The 22,895-nt window shown below is 48.4% G+C and carries 13 protein-coding genes; 7 read left to right on the plus strand and 6 right to left on the minus strand.

The features are described 5' to 3' along the window. The first annotated feature begins 103 nt into the window (after positions 1 to 103). From acnB to AT705_RS12785, 7 genes are all read left to right on the plus strand, one after another. The gene (gene acnB, locus AT705_RS12755; protein ID WP_058796878.1) at positions 104 to 2,701 is read left to right on the plus strand and encodes a bifunctional aconitate hydratase 2/2-methylisocitrate dehydratase; all 2,598 of its coding nucleotides are present in this window, start codon (positions 104 to 106) and stop codon (positions 2,699 to 2,701) included. A gap of 283 nt (positions 2,702 to 2,984) precedes the next feature. Then, the gene (locus AT705_RS12760) at positions 2,985 to 3,965 is read left to right on the plus strand and encodes a hypothetical protein (RefSeq protein ID WP_058796879.1); all 981 of its coding nucleotides are present in this window, start codon (positions 2,985 to 2,987) and stop codon (positions 3,963 to 3,965) included. Then, complete coding sequence (locus AT705_RS12765; protein ID WP_058796880.1) at positions 3,965 to 4,945, plus strand: hypothetical protein; 981 nt, start codon at positions 3,965 to 3,967, stop codon at positions 4,943 to 4,945. The genes AT705_RS12760 and AT705_RS12765 overlap by 1 nt, the downstream gene beginning before the upstream one ends. A gap of 122 nt (positions 4,946 to 5,067) precedes the next feature. Continuing rightward, entirely contained in the window at positions 5,068 to 9,708 is a 4,641-nt protein-coding gene (locus AT705_RS12770; protein WP_058796881.1) for a leucine-rich repeat domain-containing protein, read from the plus strand. 671 nt (positions 9,709 to 10,379) lie between these two features. Continuing rightward, positions 10,380 to 14,768 (plus strand): leucine-rich repeat domain-containing protein, encoded by a 4,389-nt coding sequence (locus AT705_RS12775; RefSeq protein ID WP_157576784.1) that lies wholly within the window; start codon positions 10,380 to 10,382, stop codon positions 14,766 to 14,768. Positions 14,769 to 15,025: 257 nt separating this feature from the next. Continuing rightward, entirely contained in the window at positions 15,026 to 15,658 is a 633-nt protein-coding gene (locus AT705_RS12780; RefSeq protein WP_010386136.1) for a 2OG-Fe dioxygenase family protein, read from the plus strand. A gap of 9 nt (positions 15,659 to 15,667) precedes the next feature. Next, entirely contained in the window at positions 15,668 to 16,906 is a 1,239-nt protein-coding gene (locus AT705_RS12785) for a cysteine desulfurase-like protein (RefSeq protein WP_058796883.1), read from the plus strand. Between the two features lie 37 nt (positions 16,907 to 16,943). Here AT705_RS12785 and AT705_RS12790 read toward each other — a convergent pair whose 3' ends face one another. The 6 genes from AT705_RS12790 to glnA form a co-directional block, all read right to left on the minus strand. Then, positions 16,944 to 17,402, minus strand: a complete 459-nt coding sequence (locus AT705_RS12790) for a cyclic nucleotide-binding domain-containing protein (protein ID WP_058796884.1) — start codon at positions 17,400 to 17,402, stop codon at positions 16,944 to 16,946. Positions 17,403 to 17,517: 115 nt separating this feature from the next. Continuing rightward, the gene (locus AT705_RS25290) at positions 17,518 to 17,694 is read right to left on the minus strand and encodes a hypothetical protein (protein WP_155946308.1); all 177 of its coding nucleotides are present in this window, start codon (positions 17,692 to 17,694) and stop codon (positions 17,518 to 17,520) included. Positions 17,695 to 17,802: 108 nt separating this feature from the next. Further along, positions 17,803 to 19,203, minus strand: coding sequence for a nitrogen regulation protein NR(I) (ntrC, locus tag AT705_RS12795; protein WP_058796885.1), 1,401 nt, complete (start codon positions 19,201 to 19,203; stop codon positions 17,803 to 17,805). A 52-nt stretch (positions 19,204 to 19,255) separates the two neighbouring features. After that, positions 19,256 to 20,317, minus strand: a complete 1,062-nt coding sequence (gene glnL, locus AT705_RS12800; RefSeq protein WP_058796886.1) for a nitrogen regulation protein NR(II) — start codon at positions 20,315 to 20,317, stop codon at positions 19,256 to 19,258. Between the two features lie 57 nt (positions 20,318 to 20,374). Further along, positions 20,375 to 20,887 carry a DUF4124 domain-containing protein gene (locus AT705_RS12805; RefSeq protein WP_237113729.1) on the minus strand — a complete coding sequence of 171 codons (513 nt, stop codon included), beginning with the start codon at positions 20,885 to 20,887 and terminating at the stop codon, positions 20,375 to 20,377. Between the two features lie 255 nt (positions 20,888 to 21,142). Then, a complete protein-coding gene (glnA, locus tag AT705_RS12810; RefSeq protein WP_010386144.1) occupies positions 21,143 to 22,549 on the minus strand; it encodes a glutamate--ammonia ligase in 1,407 nt (468 codons plus the stop codon). Positions 22,550 to 22,895 lie beyond the last annotated feature (346 nt).

Here is a 22,895-nt window from a genome sequence, read left to right on the forward strand (position 1 = left end):
AGACCTTATAATAAATCATCATATTTTACATATAAGCAATTTTTTTTAGGGTTTTTAACCCTAAAAATTAATTACCTGTTCACGTCACCAAGAGGGCATAATTGTGCTTCAAGAATATCGTAACCATGTTGAGGAGCGCGCAGCGCAAGGGATTGTTCCCAAACCGCTGGATGCGCAGCAAACCGCAGAACTGATCGAATTATTGAAAACGCCACCAGCAGGTGAAGAAGAGTTCATCGTCGATCTGTTTATCAATCGTGTACCACCCGGTGTGGATGATGCAGCCTACGTTAAAGCGGGCTTTTTAGCGGCAGTTACACAAGGCAAAACGACCTCTCCCCTAATCTCTAAAGCTTATGCCGCAGAACTGCTGGGCACTATGTTGGGTGGTTACAACATTGAGCCGATGATTGAATTGCTGGACGACGCAACATTAGCGCCTATCGCGGTGAAAGGCTTATCACACACCTTGCTCATGTTCGATGCCTTCTATGATGTTGAGGAAAAAGCCAAAGCAGGTAATGCATTTGCTAAGCAGGTCATTGAATCCTGGGCAAACGCCGAGTGGTTCCTGGAAAAGCCAGCAGTCGCAGATAAAATCTCTGTGACGGTCTTTAAGGTGACGGGCGAAACCAATACGGATGATCTATCTCCGGCACCGGATGCCTGGTCACGACCCGATATTCCGCTGCATGCGCTGGCTATGCTGAAAAATGAGCGGGATGGTATTACGCCTGACAGAGCGGGCGAAATTGGTCCGGTCACCCAATTAGAAGTGCTGAAGCAAAAAGGCTTGCCGCTAGCCTATGTCGGTGACGTTGTTGGAACTGGTTCTTCGCGTAAATCAGCAACTAACTCTGTGCTATGGTTTATGGGAGACGATATTCCGTTTGTGCCAAATAAGCGAGTGGGTGGTGTGTGCCTCGGTGGCAAGATTGCGCCTATTTTCTTCAACACCATGGAAGATTCGGGCGCTTTACCTATTGAGCTGCCAGTTGATGATCTGAACATGGGTGACCAGATTGATATCTACCCATACGAAGGGGTCGTTAAGCGCCATGGTAGCGATGAAGTGATCACCACATTTAGTTTGAAGTCAGAGGTGATCCTGGATGAAGTACGTGCCGGTGGCCGTATTCCTTTGATCATTGGCCGTGGGCTGACTGACAAAGCTCGGCATGCGCTGGGATTGCACCAGGAAGATATTTTCTGTAAACCTAAATTGGTCGAGGACTCAGGTAAAGGGTTCACATTGGCGCAGAAAATGGTTGGTCGAGCCTGCAATATGCCAGGGGTACGCCCCGGTCAGTATTGTGAGCCAACAATGACGACTGTGGGCTCGCAGGATACCACAGGACCAATGACACGAGATGAATTGAAAGATCTGGCATGTCTGGGCTTTTCGGCGGATCTGACTATGCAGTCATTCTGTCATACCTCGGCTTATCCTAAGCCTATTGATGTGAATACCCACCATACTCTGCCGGATTTCATCATGAATCGCGGTGGTGTATCGCTGCGTCCTGGTGATGGTGTGATCCACTCATGGCTGAATCGCATGTTGCTGCCAGATACTGTGGGGACAGGTGGTGACTCCCATACCCGCTTCCCATTGGGAATTTCATTCCCGGCCGGATCGGGTGCCGTGGCATTCGCAGCAGCAACCGGTGTGATGCCACTGGATATGCCAGAATCCGTATTGGTGAGGTTTAAAGGTGAGATGCAACCCGGGATCACGTTACGCGACCTGGTTCATGCGATCCCCTACTATGCGATTAAGCAAGGCTTACTCACGGTCGAAAAGAAAGGCAAGATCAACGAGTTCTCTGGCCGTATTCTTGAAATTGAAGGGGTTGAGCACCTGACCGTAGAGCAGGCATTTGAATTGTCCGATGCTTCGGCTGAGCGCTCGGCTGCGGGTTGTACGGTTAAGTTATCCCAGGAGTCGATTGAAGAGTACCTGAATTCCAATATTGTCATGCTGAAGTGGATGATTTCTGAGGGGTATGGTGATGTCCGTACCATCGAGCGCCGTATCACCAAGATGGAAGCATGGTTGGCGGAACCTGAGCTGATGGTGGCAGATGCCGATGCAGAATATGCGCACACTATTGAGATTGATTTGGCTGAAATTAAAGAGCCTATTCTGTGTGCGCCAAACGATCCGGATGATGCGCGTCTGTTGTCCGAGGTAAGCGGTGAAACAATTGATGAGGTGTTTATCGGTTCTTGCATGACCAACATAGGTCACTTCAGGGCCGCAGGTAAACTGCTCGACAATTTTGGTGCCCGGTTACCCACACAGCTTTGGGTTGCACCGCCGACTAAAATGGACAGAGATCAACTAACAGACGAAGGGTATTACGGTATTTACGGCCGTGTTGGCGCGCGTATTGAAACGCCGGGATGTTCTTTGTGTATGGGTAACCAGGCTCGGGTCGCGGACAAAGCAACCGTGGTTTCGACCTCTACACGTAATTTCCCTAACCGTTTAGGGACCGGTGCCAATGTTTACCTGGCTTCGGCAGAGCTTGCTGCGGTTGCGGCAATTTTGGGTAAGCTGCCAACCCCGGCGGAGTATCAACAATACGCAGAGCGGATCAACGCCACAGCTGCGGATACCTACCGCTATCTGAATTTCCACAAAATGCCTCAGTACACTAAAAAAGCGGATGATGTGATTATTCAGCAGGCCGTTTAATCAGCGCCCGATTCTTCAAGCCGGTACAGCTAACGTACTGGCTTGTTTACGAACTTTGGTCTGGCTAGTAGAAAATCGTACCCAGTTAATAGTCTTTTCTGCATGATTTTTATGAGACCTTTTATTTTTTAATCGTCTTTTTACCTTTTATTGGGCGTGTGTTAACCACTTGACTATCAATCCAATTGATTTAAAATTGTTCATAAATGTAAGAAGCTGTAACCAAGGAGTGGTGAGTCAGTCCTTGTGTTGCTTTCTTCCCTCTCTGCGCAAGGTTTAACTTATGAAAAAATTGCTCATTATGGCGTGCTGTGTGATGACTGGCACGGCTGTAGCTGCACCTAATCCCTCTTTTAGTGAAATTCGCCTCGGTTTCGAATCAATCGATTACAGCGAAGCGCTCAATGATTTGAGTGGGTTGGGCAGTTTGTCCCAGGATGCAAAGGTACGCAACCCAACGATCCGACAACTTTCCTACTCAGGTATCAACGATGACTGGGGTATTTATATTGGCAGTGCTGCAACCATTTACTCAGGCCTAGATACAGAAACTTGGTATGTGAATGGGTTTACCGACCCGAATGATAGCTCAGTGACACATAATTTTGGGGCTGTACAGCATAACGATTTTAAAGCGAAGTCAAATGAGATTGCAATGAGTGCCGCCTATAACATGACGCGCGCGTTGCAGGTCACTTTTGGTGGTCGGGTATTTACGACCAGCTTTACTCGCTCAGACTTTCGATTTGCACAACCTGGAGCAGAGCAGTTTGATCAGGTATTGCAGTCGGCACCTCGCGGCGAAAATGACCCGGTTGCGCGATTTAACCTGCCTGGACAGAACGCAACAGGGGCAGGAGCGTTAGAGGGTTTACCTGGCAATTTACAGTCTGTGATTTCAACAACGGAAGATCAGATGAGCATTATTGCCGCAGCAGGTGTTCGCTACGACAGTAAGTTACAGGATGCCTTTAGTGACTTCAGCTGGTATGCCGATGCGGAAGTCACCGTGCCTGTGTACACTCGCGTGCAAAATACCCGAACCATAGAAAGCTCACTGAGCGAAACCTTTAACGGCTGGGGCCTTCAGGCTCGCGCTGGTGTGCGTTATCAGGTTTTTAAAACCATTGCAGTTATGGCAGGTGTGGATGCAGTGTACAAAGAGCGTGACAGCATCTCAATATCTGATGGTGTTCGTCGTACCGTTCCGGATACTGAGTATACAAATCTGTCTTTTTCAGCCGGGATCCAATGGAGTTATTAATGTACAAACAAAGCAGTATCGCCTTATTACTGGCAGTAACCTTACTAGGCGGGTGTAAAACGCTGGATTCAGTGAGTAATATTGTCAGTAGTGATAAGGCAACCCCGGAGCAGATCCAGGCGGCGTACAGTAAAGCTGAGGCCGCTTATCAGGAAGCTCAGCAGGCAATGTCGTTGTCTGCTGAAGAGGCGTTAGCAGACTATGATATCGAGCGAACATCTGATGCCAACAAGTTATGGCAGTCCCTGCAGAAAGACTTTGCGGAGTTACAGGCTAACCCTGCGGAGTCACTGGAAAGTGCTTCATTGTTCTCTTCTGATACGAAAGCGGATGAGGTGATGGAAGGCAGCCAGGAAATTGTTGCGCTTATTTCCGCGGCGCACAGCGCTAAGCAAGCGATCATCAGTGTACTTGAACCAATTCGCTCTCACTTTGCCGTACTGGATAAGCTGGAGACGCAAACGCATTTCGAAAGCCGTTATGAGCGCCTGGGTGAGCAGCATGACAGACTTAAGCGCATGCTGGTGGAGGGTAAGCAGCCACAGGTGGAGGAGTACCTGCCGGAATTGCAATCACAACTTCATACTCTGGAACAGGACGCCGCTGAGCACTATTTTCTGGGTCAAGTACTGGATAAAGTTCGTACACTGGCAAACTCAGAAAAAGCAGACAGGTTACCAAGGGTCTACCTGGACGTGAAAACACTGACCGAGTCGACTCAGGGTTTTATTCGCCAAAACGTGCGTGCGTACGATGACATCAAAGGTCAGGTCAAGCTGACTGAGTTACAGATCCAGAGAATAGACCAATTGTTCAATGAGTATCTGAAGAGAAAGGCCGCCGTGGATGACAAGCAAATTGAAGCGCCACTGTTAGAGCTGGAAAGCCAGTTATTCAACATGACGCAAAAAGCAGGATTAGGTGATCTACGCCATCTTAGCTTTAGTGAGCAACTGGAGGCAATTAGTAGCAAGTTGTAGTAACCAGCCTATTATGTGCTCCGGCAAGTGGTTGCCGGAGCCTGTTCAACAAAAAACTAAAAGTTCTTAATGAGGGCATCGACCTCAATCGGGAAGACAATATAAACTCAATAGGGAATACAATGACATTACTTACTCAAGGGCGCTGCATAAAGCTTTCGCTTGTGACTGCGTTATCACTGGTATTAGCTGGATGTGGAGGGGGCAGTGATGCACCTGCACCCGTTACAGATAAAGCACCAGATCCAATACCTTCAGATAAAAACAATCCGCTTCCAACTGTGAGCATTGCGGATGTTGGAGAACAGCTTGAGCAGAATGCATTTTCGCTGACTGCCAATGCCAGTGATGATGGCTCGATTGCGGGTTATGCCTGGACGTATAGCTCTTCTTTACAGCTCACCGAGGCAGACACAAACTCCGCCACTCCCACCTATACCGTGCCGGACATAACGCAAGATGCCACCATCACGTTTACTGTTACAGTCACCGATGACAAGGGGGCAACTAATAGTGCCAGCAAAGACGTGCTGATAAAACGCAAAGTGAATTCAGTGACATTGAATGGCATCGTAACGGATCAGCCCATCAGCAATGCCAATGTGGTGGTCAGTGCGGGGAGTGCCCAGGCAGAGGTGACGGCCTCTGGGGAAGGCCTTTACACTGCTACCCTGACTGTAGACGAGAGTGAAGTAAACAGTCTGGTACGTGTTTCTGCTACTGGGGTGGGGGCACAGGACGTGGTTGAGTTTGTCTCAGTATTGAACTCAGTCGCGACACTGACAGAGCAAGCCGGTGAAGATGGTATTCTCGACAAAGAAGAGAACTTTGGCGTTAATATTACCAATGTGACCACCGCCGAGTATGCCCTGATGACACGGACCGGTGCGCCGCTGACGACCGATGTCGAGCTGGATCAGGCGTTGCTTAATGTGGATGCCGACGAGAAAATCACTTTGGCGTCTCTGATCAAGATTGTAGTTGATAACGACAACTACTCCTTGCCTGAGGGGGTGAGCTCGACCTTAGATCTGGTTGATGATGAGCAAACGGCCCAGGCGTACGAAGATGATGTGAATGCATCGGACCCTAACCTTATCGAAGACACCAAGAAAGAGATCAAAGAGGACGATGACCTGATTGACGACTCAGTTGCCTCACTTAATGGTGACTTCATTCTGCAGGCAGTGAAAAACTATGACGCACGGCCTTATCATGTCAGCCTGAATGAAGATGGAACGGGCTCTGTATCGGCCATTAACACAGTTGACATTGAGAGCTGGAAGCAGGAAAACAGTACAGTCTCGATCACGCTGAAACAGCCGCTACACATTTCCACCTGGGAAAATAATCATGACGTCTCTGTGTTCATCAACTCACTCGAAATGACCATATTGGCAGAAAATGACGTATTCAGAACGGTCGATATCGTAGAACTGGGGTCAACAATCACAGCCGGAGATATGCCAGGCACGGAAACGTACGAGCGGAAGTACACCAGTAACCTGCTGAGTAAGTTGAAGACGGCGCAACCCACCACGGAGGAGTTGGTGGGTGTATGGTACATGGATATCACCGACGCCGATGGTAATACAGAAAAGGATCCCCCACAGCACTTTGAGTTTAAAGCGGATGGCCAAATCGTTGCGCTGGACGACCTGGATGTTGATGAGGAGATAAACTGGCGTCTGGACGGCAACACCCTGGTGATTGATTATCAGGATCCAGAAGAGTCGGGCACTATTACATTCTGGTTTACCAAAAAACTGGGGGCAGGCTATCAGGTGGTGACTCTGGATACCAGTGACGTTGAGTGGCCGGATACTGAATTTGGATTATTTGTTAAGGCACAGCCTGACGCACGTTGGACTGAAGAAACTGTGGCAGGGCGCTGGCATGGCTTTATCGGTAAAGAGCAGGAACGCTTCTATACAGATCAGTTCAGCACCGGGGAGTTGTACATTAATACATTTGATTATGCGTACACATGGAACCTGGCTGAAGAAGGAAAAGTGTTTTATCGTAACCGCTACTGGCAAGGCGACCAGTGGGTCGGTCATTGTGATGTGGCTGCAAGTAACTGCTCTGTCGAAGCGCGTGTTGCGCACCGTCTCATTGCCATTGCGGATGACCACTACTATGTCACACGTATCTTTGAACGCTTTGACCGCGAGGGAAATCCAACGTACTTTGATTCAAGCTTGTTTATTTACCAGTACAATCCAACCATCTCACAGACAGAGTTTTTACCCCGAAACCTGGAGCACAGTCGCACAATGTGGGCACGGGATGAGGAAGCCAAATCTTGGGTGTCTGTCGATTTCGGCAGAGTAGAAAAGCCGACAGAGCCAGGAGAGTGGCATAACCAATTGGTCATCGGTTATGAAAGTTATACCTACACTCTGAGCGATGGCAAGTTGGCCTTTACCCGAGACGAGCAGCCTCATTATGTTGAGTTACTGGATTACAATGCCGAAAGAATGCAGGTGTGTGTCTATGAGGCAAGCAAAGGCTGTCAGGAAGCCAGCAAACAAGACTGGTACTATCACCCTACTGTATTTGAAGTACGCACTGAAACAGACGGCAACGGGTATCTGTCACCGGACTGGCAGCAAGTGGTTGAAGGACACAGCACCATATTAAATGTAGAACCTAACTCGGGTTATAGACTGGATACTATTGAAGGCTGTAACGGTGAGCTTGCGGGGTATGACTACATGATCCCAGCGGTGACTGAGTCATGTCAGGTATCCGCGACGTTTAAAATACGGGAAAGCTTAGCAGCTGAAGCCGGGATCACCGATCCCGTATTAGCTAAATGTGTTGACGATAGTGATGCACCGGATCTGAGCTCGGTGCGCCAATTATTCTGTGGCTATCAGAATGTTGTTATGTCAACGACAGGACTCGATAAACTGACTAATTTGCATTCACTCTCCCTAACACTGGATTTGGACGGTGCACTTGATCTGTCTGCACTGACACAGCTTAACTACCTGGAGTTATTTAATATTGAGTCCGTTGAGTCCATCGTTGGGATAGATCAACTCACTAACTTGCGGACTGTACGATTAACGATGAACTCGCCCGGTGAGCTGAACTTGTCTTTGCTGGCGCAGTTGCCCCAGCTCACTGAGCTGACAGTACATAACAGTGATATGATCAGCTCAATTGCTGGATTAGACCAGCTTACCAATGTGCAGTCATTGTCCTTAAGCGTGCAGATGGACGGTGAATTGGACTTATCTGTCCTGACGCAACTCACGCGTTTAAGCATCGAATATAGTCAATATCAGTCACTGGTTCTGCCTGAAGCCGAACAGCTCTACGCCCTGGCGCTTATCCAGGTTCAGCTGAGTGATACTGAACTTGCCGGGCTCAATTTGTCTCGCTATGCAAATTTAAGCGAACTGAATTTATCAGGGAATTTACTCACTAACTTTAGTGGAGATGATTATCCTGGGTTGACTGACCTGACTATTGAAGGCAGCAATATCGAGGGGCAGCTGGCAACACTTAAGGTGGATCTCAATGCACAGCTGCGGTACCTGGATGTCAGTGAGAACCAGTTAACGGAACTGGATATTTCAGCTAACTCGTTATTGGAACGCGTGCACATTGAGAACAACCGCTTAACTCAGCTGGTGACCGGATCTCACCCTGAGTTAACCTCACTGGGGGCCTGGAGTAACCAACTGACGGAGTTAACGGTGGCGGGTATGCCGCAGCTTGTATATCTGGATATTGAATATAATCAACTTTCACAGCTGGATGTGTCGAATAACCCTAATCTTGACACTTTGTGGTTGAACTTCAATAAACTGACTGCACTGGATTTATCTAAAAACACGCAGCTAAATAAGTTATATGCTAGTGAGTTAAAGCAGCTAAGTCATTTAGATTTGAGCCAGAATAATCTACTTGAGGTACTCTACCTCTCCAATAATGAGCACTGGGAGAGTTTTACCGTTGCCGATTTATCTATGCTTCAAACCTTAGCGGTAAACGGCAGTCCGCAGCTATATAGTGCGATCACTCAACAATCTTTACCGGCTTTAATTGAGTTGGATGTCAGTGACCTGCCTGCTTCGTTGGTCAACCTGGCAGATTTCCCGATGCTGAAAACGCTTAGCTGGCGTTCAGGCGGGTTAACAACGATAGATTTGGCTCAGCTCCCGGAATTAATCTCCCTGGATTTATCGGATAACCCGCTGGAAACACTTGATGTTAGTCAGAGTAAGCGCCTGGAATGGCTGACTCTGGAAAATACATCACTAACCAGCCTTGATACCGGCAATCTGAGTGAACTTAGCTGGTTGGCAATTTCCCGCTCACAAATAACAGCGCTGGATCTGCAGCAAAATCACAAGTTAGATAATGTGAATGCTGATAATGGGGCTCTAGAGTCTGTGACGGGTCTGGAAGTGCTGGAGAACCCTACGGCATATCTGAGTTTCTATAATAACCCGCTGAACATGGAGACAGTTACTTACTTTACTCAGCTTCGGGAGCAGGGATATAGCAATCTTTATTTTAATCAGCAATATACTGCCAGAATGGAGTCATTGGGTAACGGCGGATTTAGCCTACTCGAAATAACGCTGCAATTCGGAGAAGTGACGTATGTTGACCTGTATCCGGATACGGGCTTTCAGGTTGGCGATGCGACCGGTTGCCCCGGAGAGTTGTCAGGAACCAGCTTCTTGCTGGGGCCATTAGTAGCCAATTGCACGCTGCAGGTAGAGTTTGTGCCAGTGCAGTAAAGTACCAGCCTTTTCAGGCGAATTTAAGTGCCTTTGATGGCACACGTGTTTAAAAGCAGAGCTTTGTTTTCAAAGCTCTGCTTTTTTCTCACTGGTTAGAAGCATACCAGACTCGGTGTGTTGGACGGTATAACTGGTTTTTAGCCTTTTCAATGTTTGTTCTGTAAAGGGGGGCGTTATTTGTTCTATCAGTCGGTTGGCTGTTTGATCTACTAAAGAGAATTATCTAAATGCCCTATTTAGGTATCGCATTTGGAGAGCTGTGGGACCTGCCTTTAACCGAGTTAGATCTGCCCAGGGCTTACTACTGGACATGGCATACTGGCTCGGTCCACTGCAAGGCGACTGTGTGTTGCAGGTGGAATTTGTGCCCTTGTTATAATCGTCTGGTATTGCGGTTCTTTGAAATGTAAACGACATTGTCACAGAGCTGATGCCAAAACCAGGCATTGCTCACAAAGTCCAGTTTTTTGCACCAGCCCTTTCCCTTCATCATAGTATTATCAATAGGTTACATTGTTAATCACCCGCAATAAAAAATAATTGCCTTTTATGCATCTGTTGAAAAAATAGAAACGGTGTTAATATGAATGTTGAAAATGCGCTACAACAGCGATTAGACACAACATAATACTACGAGGATGGATAGCCTCGATGCAGGAAGTATAATAATGATTAGAATTAAGGGGTTAATGGCTACAGGCCAAAGTGGGTGGCCACTTACTGTGGCTTTAGCGTTCGCACTGAGCGGGTGTGGAGGGGGCAGTGACAACACGGGGTCAAACTCAGGTTCTGACTCTGACTCAGGTCAAGGCACTGTCATACCTAAACAGAATCAGGCGCCGGTGGTGAGCATCGCAGCTTTGTCTGAACAAAAAGAGCGCCTCGCATTTTCACTAACAGCCAGTGCAAGCGACCCGGATGGTAAAGTGGCCAGTTACGCCTGGTCTCACAGTTCGTCGCTTTCTTTGACAGAAGTAGGCACGGACACGGCCACGCCGACTTACACGGTACCAGATATCCACGAAGATACGACTATTACCTTTACGGTGATGGTGACTGACGATCAGGGGGCGACTCAGCAATCTAGTCAAAGTGTGCTGATCAAACGTAATACAGCGTCAATTACCCTGAATGGACGCGTGACGGATGAACCGATTGCTTATGCTGATGTGGTCATGTCTGCGGGCGGTTCTGAGGTACAGGTCAAGGCAAACGGAGAAGGCCTGTATTCTGCAACATTGGTTGTCGATGAGAGTGAGGCAAACTACCCGGTCATGATTTCAGCAACCGGTGTGGATGCACAGAGCCAGGTTGAGTTTGTTTCTGTGCTGAATTCCATGGCACAGTTGGTGCAACAAGCGGGTGAAGATGGCGAGCTTGATAAGACAGAGAACTTTGGCGTTAATGTCACGAACGTTTCGACTGCGGAATATGCGTTAATGACGCGCGCAGGCGCTGCGCCGACCAGCGATGCCGAATTAAACCAGGCGTTATTAAATGTCGATGCCGACGAAAAAATGTCGCTGGCTTCGTTGATTAAGATTGTTGTTGATAATAGTGATTATAGCCTCCCAGAAGGCGTGAAGACGACATTGGATTTAGTCGACGATGCGCACACAGCTCAACAATTTGAGAATGACATCAATGCTGCAGATCCCGCGTTGATTGAGTCGACGAAGACTGCAATAAAGCAAGATGTTGACTTGATTGACGATACTGCAGCCCCTGTTGAGGGCGAGTTCATTCTGCAAGCGGTGAAACACTTCAATGCTGCTGCATATCATGTCAGCTTGAGTGATTCTGGAAAAGGTACGGTGTCCGCAATCAATACCGTGGAGATCAAAAGCTGGAAACAAGACAACAACACAGTCCAGATCACCCTGGCGGAGCCGTTACACATCTCAACCCGGGAGAGTGATCCAGAGCACTCTGTCTACATTGATTCATTGGAAATGACGATCTTGGCGGAAAATGCCGTGTTCAGAACGGTCGACATTGTTGAACAGGGCATCGCTGTGTTCGGCGGGAATGACCCATATACAGAACCATATGAAAAAGCCTATACCAGTAATTTGCTGCATAAAGGGATGACTCTGGCCCTGCCTGATGACGAAGAGATGCAGGGGGTGTGGCATATTGAGGTGCGCGAAAGCGATGGTCAAACTGGTCGTGGTTTCCCGGATCAGTATCAACTAGAGCAGAATGGAGAAATCTCTACCCCCATTGTGGATCCCAAGCGAGAGGTACTGGCCTGGCGGGTAAATGGCAATACGCTTGAGGTCGACTATCGAGCGGGCGAGCACACTGTGACAGAGGTGTTCTGGATAACCAAAAAGCTCGGAGCGGCTTATCAATATGTCAGCCTGGCCAAGGGGGAGGCTGGCATGGCAGATACGCGCTATGGGATCCTGGTCAAACAGCAGCCGGAGGCGGTATTCACCGACAGCAACGTGGTTGGCCGTTGGCAGGGTTTCATTGGCATGAACCAGGCTGCTTTCGATATGGATCTATTTAGCAGCGGTGAGCTGTATATTGATACTTTTGATTGGGAATATGCCTGGCATGTCGACAAGGGTGAGTTAATACGAGAACGCTACAGATATGACGAAAATTACGGTATAAGCACCTCAGAGTGTAAGCCAAATATGCCAGACTGCACTTTGCAGGCTAAAGTTACACACCAGTTAGTAGCACAATCTGATGATTACTATTATGTAAGTCGTCAGTTTGAGCGGTTTGATAGTGAGGGTAACACAACCTCTTTGTATCATAGTCTGCTGATCTATCACTATACCCCTGAAATAGTACAAACAGAGTTTTTGCCAAGTAACCTGGAAGATATTCACGATATGTGGGTAAAAGACGAGGATTTGGGTTGGTACAAAGTCATGTTTGGACCTATGTTTTGGAGCATAGAATATCCAGATAGTGTTAAAAACCAGTTGATTATCAATGATGTCGTGCATCAGTATGAATTAGAAGATGGCAAGTTAGCGTTCATGCTCGACGAACAACCGCATTATGTGGAGCTCCTGAATTATGACGTTAGGGGTATGCAGATCTGTCTTTATGCTGCCAGCCAGGGGTGTCAGGAGTCTGATAAGCAACAGTGGTATTACGATTTTGATGGTTACGAGATCACGACTCAGACAATAGGTCAGGGCAATTTTTATCCCGCCTATCAGGAAATCCCTGAAGGACACTCTGCGCATGTCTATGTTGAGTCCGAGGCAGGTTATATGCTGCAGAGCATCACTGGCTGTGGTGGTGAGCTATCCGAGCCGCATTATTACATTCCAGCACGTGATACGGATTGTGAAATTACCGCCACTTTTGTTGAAAAACCTAATCTGGCAGAGCTGGCCGGCATCACGGATCTTCGTCTTGCTGAATGTGTAAACCAGATGTCAGTGCAGTCTCTTCAAGAAATTACCTCACTATCTTGTGCACCGGATGAGGCTATCCAGTCACTGAACGGATTGAATAATTTGAGTGGGTTACAAGACCTGACACTTGGCCTTGTGGCTGTCACCGAGTTCGACCTGTCTGGTTTGAGTCAACTGACATCCCTGAGCATTGAGGGGAGCGAACACGGTATTTCTGCCTTGACTGTGCCTCATCCTGAACAGCTACTGGAGCTGAAATTGCAAGGCGCCGGGCTGAATGATGAGACGCTTGCATCGCTAGGTTTAGCACGTTTCACCGCACTGCATCGACTGGATTTATCCGGCAATGCGCTAAGCACGTTCAATGCACAAAGCTGGCCTGATTTGACAACCCTGATATTGTCAGGCAACCGGCTTGAAGGACTTAACCTTGAGCACAATCTTCAGTTACATGACCTGAATGTCAGCATGAATTCGCTGAGTGCGCTGAGTATTGAAAACAATGTGCAGCTGCGTTATTTGGACGCCGGTTGGAACGCGTTAGCGCAGTTGGATATGACTGAGAATGCTGCACTGTACAGTGTGGAGCTTTCTGAAAACCAGTTAACACAAGTGTTGACCGGTGAGCACCCCATGCTGACCAGGTTCCGCGCTGAGTTTAATAACCTGGCTGCAATGCAGTTGAGTGGGATGCCACGATTAAATGAGCTAGAGCTGGCCTATAATAATCTCGCACAGCTGGAGCTCATTCATAACCTTGAGCTGGAAACGCTTAACATTAGCAATACACCGCTTGAACAGTTGGAGTTGTCCGCTAATCGCATGCTGAAAGTTCTTCACGCAAGCCGCATTTCGTTGGCGAGTGCGCTGGATTTGAGGAATAATTCGCAGCTTACAAGCCTGTACATTAACGAAAATACCCACTTGCAGTCTGTTATGCTGGCTGACGGGTTACAGCTTGAACATCTGGGTATATCGGATAGCCCTTTACTCGTGAGTCAGCTTGAGCAGTTTGATGGTGAGCGTCTCTCCTTCTTGAGTATCGATGGGGTGGACTCGCGTTGGGTCGATTTGGCGGAGTATCCAAACCTGACATCATTAGCCTGGCAGGGGGCTGCACTGGGGCAGATTGATTTGTCCAGCCTGACCAAACTCCGGACTTTGGATCTAAGCCGTAATCCGCTTACGGGAATTGACCTGAGTCACAATACTTTATTGGAGGAATTGATTTTTGCCTACACGTCCATTACCGAATTAGATTTACAGCATAATCCGCACCTACAATATGTCTATGTGTATGCCAATGCACTGAACTCAGTCTCCGGGGTTGAGGCGATACAAAATAGAGATGTACGGCTGGAGTTTGACTTAAACCCGCTCAGTGATGACACGGTCTCTTACCTGTTACAGGTTCAGAGCAACGGCTATGATAACCTGACTTACAGTCAGTCCTCTCTGGCAGAGATTGCTATCATAGGGCAGGGCAGCGTCGATGGATCAGTTGTAGAGCTTGAAAACAATCAGTCTCTGGAACTTATCTTGCAGCCAGATGCCGGTCATCAGGTTGGTCGTGTCACAGGTTGTCCGGGCGAGTTACTGGGCACGATTTATCGACTTGGTCCGTTGCAAGGTTTCTGTGTGTTGCAGGTGGAGCTCGTGCCGCTACCATAACCCTGTATTCACCCAGCGCTTTGCAATATAACCAGGATTGCCACAATGCTGACGCTAAAACAGGACTTTGCACGCAAAGTCCTGTTTTTGTATGCAGCAAACACTGAGCTTATGGTTTATGTATTTTTGATTTAAAAAATTGCAAAAAAAAGGCTAATTCTTCTTTTAAACCGACTAAATAAACAGATTCAAAATCACAATTCCCCTTTAAATGGATTAAGATCTCCGCCAAATTGTCATCCCTAGGCGAGAGCAAAATGACCGCAGTAAACAACCAGAATTTGCTACAACTTCGTTTTATTCAACAAACGCACATCGATGCGGTTAAACCTTCGTTTAACCGTCTGCCAGATAACCCTTATGCGGACGGCGCATTCCGTAAACGTCGCTATTCCGTATTGAAATTTGCCAATGGTGAAGTGGCTTTACAGCCGACTAAAGCTTTTGTGCAGGACGACTCAATCAACACCTTTCAGGGCAACATTGAGCGTGTTTATGAAAATCTGGAAGCAGACCTGATCCACAGTGAAGGCTTTAAGCACCTGCTGAATGAGTTTAGAGCAATGACAGGTATCAGCGATGAGCGTGATATCGAAGTGCATCAGTTCCGCATGCTGGCCATTGAGAGTGATACACCGCCAGCACCAGAAGGCGTGCATCAGGATGGTTTCGACCATGTATGTGTATGTGGTGTGTCGCATGAGAACATCGCGGGTGGTGAATTACTGGTATACGAGCACAAAGACGCTGAGCCTTGCTTTAAGATGGAGATCAAAGATGGCTTGTTTGCCCTGGTCAATGACCGTGAGGTTTGGCACAACGCGACGCCAATGAACAAACTGGATGCCACGCAGACCGGGTATCTGGACTGTTTTGTGTTTACCGCGTAAGAGGTCATTATGAATCTGAATCAAGTGCGCCGTCAGTTTCCTGCTCTGATGCAACAAGTGGCAGGCCGTTCCCCTATTTTCCTGGATGGCCCGGGTGGCTCGCAAGTGCCGCAGTCTGTGCTGAGTGCTATGTCTGCGTATCTGGGTTACTTTAACTCCAACCTGGGTGGAGCCTTTTTCTCCAGTGATAAAACCGTCGAGCTGATGGACAATGCGCGTCAGGCGGTGGCGGACTTACTCAATGCACCAGCCAAAGAGCAGATTGTTTTTGGTGCCAACATGACCAGTCTGACGTTTAGCTTTAGTCGCGCGATTTCACGCGACTGGCAGGCCGGTGATGAAGTCATTGTTACCAATGCAGATCATTACTCCAATGTTTCGTCATGGCGTCAGGCTGCCGAGGACAAAGGGGCGAGTGTGCATGCCGTGAAGGTGAATGAAGCCGATTGCACGCTGGATATGGATCATTTCCGTAGCCTGCTCAACAGTAAAACTAAGCTGGTGGCAGTGACTTATGCGTCTAATACCACCGGCTCTATCAATGACATTAAACAGATCGTTGAACTGGCGCACCAGGTTGGTGCACTGGTATATGTTGATGCCGTGCACTATGCACCCCATGAGCTGATTGATGTGCAGGCACTGGACTGTGATTTCCTGGCCTGCTCTGTCTATAAGTTCTTCGGTCCACATGTCGGAGTGGTATACGGAAAAATGGCCCATCTGGCTGGTTTTACACCGTACAAAGTCGAACCTGCAAAAGACGTGGTACCGGGCCGCTGGGAAACGGGCACTCAAAGTTTTGAAGGGCTGGCTGGGGTTGTGGCAGCCATTGACTATATTGCCTCGCTGAGTGAATTACCTGAAGATACCCCGCGACGGGAACGCCTGAGCGTGGCTTTTGCCAATACCAAAGCCCATGAAATGGCGTTAAGTGAGCACTTCTTGTCACGTCTGCAGGCATTTCCGCAAATCCGTTTGTATGGGATCAAAGACACGGCGCGCCTTGCCGAGCGGACCCCGACGTTTGCATTAACCTTTGATGGCATTGCACCGCGCACTGTGTCTGAATACCTGGGTAAACAGCATATTTGTGTGTGGGACGGTAACTTTTATGCGCAGGGCTTATGTGAGCAGCTGGGTGTGATGCAAAGCGGTGGCGTTGTACGTATCGGCTGTATGCACTACAACACAATTGAAGAGCTGGACACCTTGTTCGGACACTTCGAAGCATTACTGGCACAGTAATGCTAAAGAGGCGCCTGAGGGCGCCTTTTTTGAGCGCTCATAAATGGTCTTCAATATAATGATTGAGCTGACAGATCCGCGCGCTCATCCCTTCAATGATCTTATCTTTGATTTTTTCTCTGATCACATTGGGCAAACGTGTCAGTGCATCGGGTGTAATAGCCAGCAGAATAGTGTCTTTGCATGCCAGTGCGCTGGTGCTGCGTTCCCGGTGAGAAATAAAAGCGCCTTCGCCGAGAAATTCACCAGGGCCGACCCGGCCAATGGCATGATGTTGATCCTGGTTGTAGATAGACAGCTCACCACTGAGCACAATGTACAGTCTATTGTCTTTATCAAAACGCCGAAATGCGTGTCTGTCTTTGCTGACCAGATACAGGTGACTAAAAGATTCGAGCAGCACCTGGCGCTCGGACAGCGTAAACTCTTTGAAAAAGGTGAGTCTGTTGAGAATTTCCAACTGTTTGATCAGTGGGATATGCTCCAGTAGTTTCATGGTATAAAGTAAGTTCGGATCACTATGACTGCATAGTGCTTGCTTTTTACAATGGGGTCAAGGCAGAAGCCAGTTCAGAAACTGCCGGGCTGTCGCTCGGCAGTTAGATGCATATTTAGCAGCCCGGATCATACGGAGAGGTCGGGCAAGTTAGTCCCTGATAGGTCATACATCCAGGGTTGTACGGCGAGCTGGCATACATACCACCTGCGGCTTGTGGTGTTAGCTCCTGAGCTAATGGGGTTTTGTTATTCAGGCGTTTGAGCGATTTTTTCTGTAAGCTGATTTTCATAGTCGTTCCTTAAACGTTGTAGTTTTAGTGTGCAAAGTGCACCTATTAAAAGTACGAGCCCAAGCTTTTAGGAACAAGTGATGTTTTTTCATACAGACGACGCTTCTCTCAGGTAAAATTACGTTCCTTCAATTTACGGGTCAGGGTATTACGGCCCCAGCCAATTTTCAGTGCCGCTTCTTGTTTGTGACCATGGCACACAGCCAGCGCCGTTTTGATCAGGCGGGTTTCCAGCTGAGCCTGTACCTGAGGCCAGATGTCTTCTTTGCCCTGATGGAGTTCCTGTTCCAGCCAGTTTTGAAAGGCATCCAGCCAGTCTCCTTCGATGGTGTCCACTGCGGTGGTTTTGATTGGCTGGTTCAGTTCTTCTGGCAGATCGGCAACATTGATGACATCACCGGGTGCCATCACTGTTAACCAGCGACAGCTGTTTTCAAGCTGACGCACGTTACCTGGCCAGTGAAATGCCTGCATTACATGCAGCGCTTCGGTTGTCAGTATTTTGCAAGGGACTTTTAACTCTTTGGCACTGCGTACGAGAAAGTTCTCACTCAGTTTGGCAATGTCTTCCCGGCGTTCACGCAGCGGCGGCAGCTTAAGTCGAACGACATTCAGGCGGTGGAATAAGTCTTCACGAAACTCCCCCTGTTCTACTAGGCGCTCCAGGTCCTGATGAGTGGCCGCAATGATCCGCACGTCGACCTTAACACTGTGATGGCCGCCGACCCGATAAAACTCGCCATCAGCCAGCACTCTGAGCAGGCGGGTTTGCACATCCAGTGGCATGTCGCCGATTTCATCCAGAAACAGCGTACCGCCATTGGCCTGCTCAAATCGTCCGCGGCGTATGCTGTCTGCACCGGTAAAGGCGCCTTTTTCGTGACCAAAGAGCTCAGATTCAACGAGGTCTTTGGGAATAGCTGCCATATTTAGTGCGATAAACGGCTGCTCCCGGCGCGGACTGTGGTTGTGCAAAGCGCCTGCCACCAGTTCTTTACCTGTGCCCGATTCTCCATTGATCAATACGCTCATGCTGGAGACAGAGAGTTTACCAATGGCGCGGAAAACTTCCTGCATGGCTGGCGCCTCACCAATGATATCGGGCTGTTTTGCATTGTTGCTGGGGCGCTTCGCTTTGTTATTTTGTGAGCTGGCCTGATAAGCGCGTTCTACCAAAGAGACGGCTTCGTCTAGATCGAACGGCTTGGCAAGATATTCAAACGCCCCTTTTTGAAAGGCATTGACCGCAGAGTCGAGATCGGAATGGGCGGTCATGATGATCACCGGCAGGTTGGGGTGTTGCTCTGCGATTTCTTCCAGTAAAGCCATACCATCGATGCCGGGCATTCTGACGTCTGAGATCAATACTGCAGGCTGATCATAGGTCAGTGCGGTGAGTACATCCTGGCCATTAGAGAAACTCTCTGTTTGAAAGTCTGCACGCGCCAGCGCTTTTTCCAGAACAAAGCGAATAGATGCATCATCATCGACAAGCCAAACATTTTTCATGGTGTGATCCCACTTCTCAAAATAGGTTATGAACGCACGTCACAAGACGCGTTTATGCTTCAAAGGGCAGGTAGATGGCAAACTCAGTATGGCCAGGCCAGCTGTCGCAATCGATGAAACCATGGTGTTGCTCGACCAGTGTTTGGGCAATAGACAAGCCTAATCCAGAACCGCCTTCCTTGTTGGTTACCATAGGGTAGAACAAGGTGGCCTGCATTTCCTGGGCAATGCCCGGGCCGTTATCTGTCACTCTGATCTGCAACGCTTTTTTCATCAATTGCTTACCGCGTCTGATACGATGACGGATCCGGGTGGATACTTTTATCTCGCCTTGCACACCCAGTGCCTGTTGTGCGTTGCGGATAATGTTTAATACCACTTGCTGGATCTTCGCCTCATCCATAACCACATCCGGAATGCTCGGGTCATAGTCTTTGACCAGACGGATCCCGGCGGCACCATCGAGTTCACTGAGCCGGATCACCGATTCCAGCATACGGTGGACATTACAAGGTTCTTTGTGGGGCAACTCATTGGGGCCCAGTAGCCGGTCTACCAATTCGGTCAGGCGATCCGCTTGTTCAATAATTAACTCTGCGCACTCGTCCCGTTCTTCCTGCTGCACTTCATACTGCAATAATTGCGCCGCTCCTCGGATCCCGCCCAACGGATTTTTTATTTCGTGTGCCAGGCCACGGATCAGGTTGCGGGCAGCCTGATATTGATGGGCCTGATTAAAGGCCTGATCGAATCGCAGCTCTTCATCGATACGGCGACACTCCAGTTGGATAAATGCCCGGTTTTGCAACATAAAGCGGCGTGCAAACAGGTTCAGTGTACTGGCGCGATTATCGATGAAGACCACGTCAACCTTGTGTTGCTGGCAATCGACACCGTCTTCCAGTACGTAACGCTGGAGTCGCTTCATGTCGATCATATGATGATGAAAAATCGCTTCGAATGGCTGATTCAGTAAGCGTTTACTGCCCAGGCCAAGGAGTTCGCTGGCGCTGTTGTTGGCAAAATAGATGGTCAGGTCTTCGGTCAGTAAGATCACTGCAGTGGATAGATTTTGCCATAATTCATGTATTAATTCTGAGGAGGGTTGTGCCATATTGGATCGCCTTGCACCAAGTTGGTGCACAGCAGATTAGCACACCTATTATTATAATCAACGGTTGAGCACGCTGGCGCGGTGCAGAAAAAAGGTGGTTACTGCACTTTGGGCAACCAGCATGCCTTTGTCATCAAATACTTTCATTTGCAATTTGTGTTCCCCCCTAGGCACATCACGTAATGCAAAAGATGCGGTGCTTTGTTTGGGCCCGGTTGCTTTACCATCAAGAAACAGCTGAACCTGAAAACCGTTTGCAAAGCGCGGGGTCACCAAGCCGTTCACATACACGCTGCCACTGTTTTCACGCAGAGTTTGCTGATCGCTGGGGGCCGTAATTTTTGCCTGATAAGAAACAGTGGGTGTGGATTGCGTGGGCGTTAAAATGCTGGTGTCGGTCGCTGGCATGGTGAGCATATTGGTGTCCAGTTTTACTTTCTCAGAGCCTTTTCTTGGCACGTCTGAGTAGACCCAGTTGCCGTTTTCGTCTTTCCAGCGGTAGACTTTTTGATCTGACACCGCACTTGCGCTGAACACCAAACAGAGAATCACCCAATAAAGCCGCAACACGATTTCACCTTGCTTAAAAGACGCACATTACCAGCTATAACTTTAGTGCTTTTAGCGCAAGTTTACCATTGCATCGGCATGAAAAAAGCCCGCATTGCGGGCTTGAGAACACATATGATTTAAGAGCGCAGAGTCAGCCTGTTCTTTCACTGTCAGCGGACTGATCAGTGAGCGAATGCAGCTGAAATAAGTATTCCGGATTGCGCAGTGTGTCAGCTATATCAGCTCACACACACCAGAACACCGAAAACCAGCTTATACGCTGTAGTACATTTCGAACTCAACCGGGTGAGTTGTCATGTTTAGCTTCTCAACTTCCTGAGATTTCAATGCGATGTACGCGTCGATCAGGTCGTTGGTGAATACGCCACCCTGGATAAGGAACTCACGGTCTGCGTCCAGAGAGTCCAGTGCTTCTTGCAGTGAAGAGGCAACGGTTGGGATCTCTGCTGCTTCTTCAGCTGGCAGGTCGTATAGGTCTTTATCCATTGCATCGCCAGGGTGGATCTTGTTTTTGATACCATCAAGGCCAGCCATCAGCATGGCAGAGAACGCCAGGTAAGGGTTGGCAGTTGGATCCGGGAAGCGGACTTCAATACGACGTGCTTTTTCAGACGGTACAACCGGAATACGGATGGATGCTGAACGGTTACGTGCAGAGTACGCCAGCATAACAGGTGCTTCGAAGCCAGGTACCAAACGCTTGTAAGAGTTAGTTGAAGCATTGGCGAAAGCATTGATGGCTTTAGCGTGCTTGATGATACCACCTATGTAGTAAAGCGCGTCTTCTGACAGGCCGCCGTACTTGTCGCCAGCAAAGATGTTTTTACCATCTTTACCCAGTGACTGGTGACAGTGCATACCTGAACCGTTGTCGCCAACTACTGGCTTAGGCATGAAGGTTGCCGTTTTGCCATAAAGGTGCGCCATGTTGTGGATAACGTATTTCATTTCTTGAATTTCGTCAGCCTTGATAACCATCGTATTGAAGCGCGTTGCGATCTCGTTCTGACCTGCTGTCGCTACTTCGTGGTGGTGTGCTTCTACAACCTGACCCATTTCTTCCAGAACAAGACAGGTTGCACTACGCCAGTCACCTGACGAATCAACTGGTGCAACCGGGAAGTAACCGCCTTTAACGCCTGGACGGTGGCCCATGTTGCCTTCTTCGTAGCTTTTGTCTGAGTTCCAGCTCGCTTCTTGTGCATCAATTTTGTACATAGAGCCAGACATATCTGTTTTGAACTTCACGTCGTCAAACAGGAAGAACTCAGGCTCAGGACCGAACAATACTGTGTCGGCAATGCCAGTAGAACGCATGTAGTCTTCAGCGCGTTTTGCAACAGAACGCGGGTCACGCTCGTAACCTTGCATGGTTGAAGGTTCAAGCACGTCACAACGTACAATCAGAGTGGTCTCTTCAGAGAAAGGGTCCAGCTTAGCAGTCGTTGCATCTGGCATCAGTACCATGTCTGATTCGTTGATGCCTTTCCAGCCTGCGATAGATGAGCCGTCGAACATTTTGCCATCTTCGAAGAAGTCTTCATCGGCCTGGTGATGAGGAATAGAAACGTGTTGCTCTTTACCTTTAGTATCTGTGAAACGTAAATCAACGAATTTAACGTCATGTTCTTTAATAAGATCTAAAACCGATTGTGACATGTGTCCTCCGACTCGTAGGGTTATATTTTGTTGCAGTGCTCTGCATTTGCGCACTACTAAGCGTTATTCGTGCCAATTTTTTAACTGCATGTTTATAAAGGGTTTAGTTCATGCCCAAACAAATAAAAAACAGTTTTGCACTAATTTGGTGCGTTAAGAGTGCGGTTGATGCACCACATGGGTGCGTTATGCACGATTTTAATCTAGCATAGTTGAAACCGTATCTGGCGGGTGAGCGCGTATTTTATTTTTCGCCGAGGTGGCAAGTTATATGGACAGAATCAAGGAGCCTGACCGGCAGTGCACAGACCCGGTGAGTCGTATCTTATAAGTACATAGTGCCGTA

It is taken from the genome of Pseudoalteromonas rubra, assembly GCF_001482385.1.
GTDB lineage: Bacteria > Pseudomonadota > Gammaproteobacteria > Enterobacterales > Alteromonadaceae > Pseudoalteromonas > Pseudoalteromonas ardens.

What these genes read in the sequence shown, in the direction of transcription:
- AT705_RS12760 (WP_058796879.1), top strand. Translation starts at nt 2,985, where the DNA reads ATGAAAAAATTGCTCATTATGGCGTGCTGTGTGATGACTGGCACGGCT.
- AT705_RS12765 (WP_058796880.1), top strand. Translation starts at nt 3,965, where the DNA reads ATGTACAAACAAAGCAGTATCGCCTTATTACTGGCAGTAACCTTACTA.
- AT705_RS12770 (WP_058796881.1), top strand. Translation starts at nt 5,068, where the DNA reads ATGACATTACTTACTCAAGGGCGCTGCATAAAGCTTTCGCTTGTGACT.
- AT705_RS12775 (WP_157576784.1), top strand. Translation starts at nt 10,380, where the DNA reads ATGATTAGAATTAAGGGGTTAATGGCTACAGGCCAAAGTGGGTGGCCA.
- AT705_RS12780 (WP_010386136.1), top strand. Translation starts at nt 15,026, where the DNA reads ATGACCGCAGTAAACAACCAGAATTTGCTACAACTTCGTTTTATTCAA.
- AT705_RS12785 (WP_058796883.1), top strand. Translation starts at nt 15,668, where the DNA reads ATGAATCTGAATCAAGTGCGCCGTCAGTTTCCTGCTCTGATGCAACAA.
- AT705_RS12790 (WP_058796884.1), bottom strand. Translation starts at nt 17,402, where the DNA reads ATGAAACTACTGGAGCATATCCCACTGATCAAACAGTTGGAAATTCTC.
- AT705_RS25290 (WP_155946308.1), bottom strand. Translation starts at nt 17,694, where the DNA reads ATGAAAATCAGCTTACAGAAAAAATCGCTCAAACGCCTGAATAACAAA.
- ntrC (WP_058796885.1), bottom strand. Translation starts at nt 19,203, where the DNA reads ATGAAAAATGTTTGGCTTGTCGATGATGATGCATCTATTCGCTTTGTT.
- glnL (WP_058796886.1), bottom strand. Translation starts at nt 20,317, where the DNA reads ATGGCACAACCCTCCTCAGAATTAATACATGAATTATGGCAAAATCTA.
- glnA (WP_010386144.1), bottom strand. Translation starts at nt 22,549, where the DNA reads ATGTCACAATCGGTTTTAGATCTTATTAAAGAACATGACGTTAAATTC.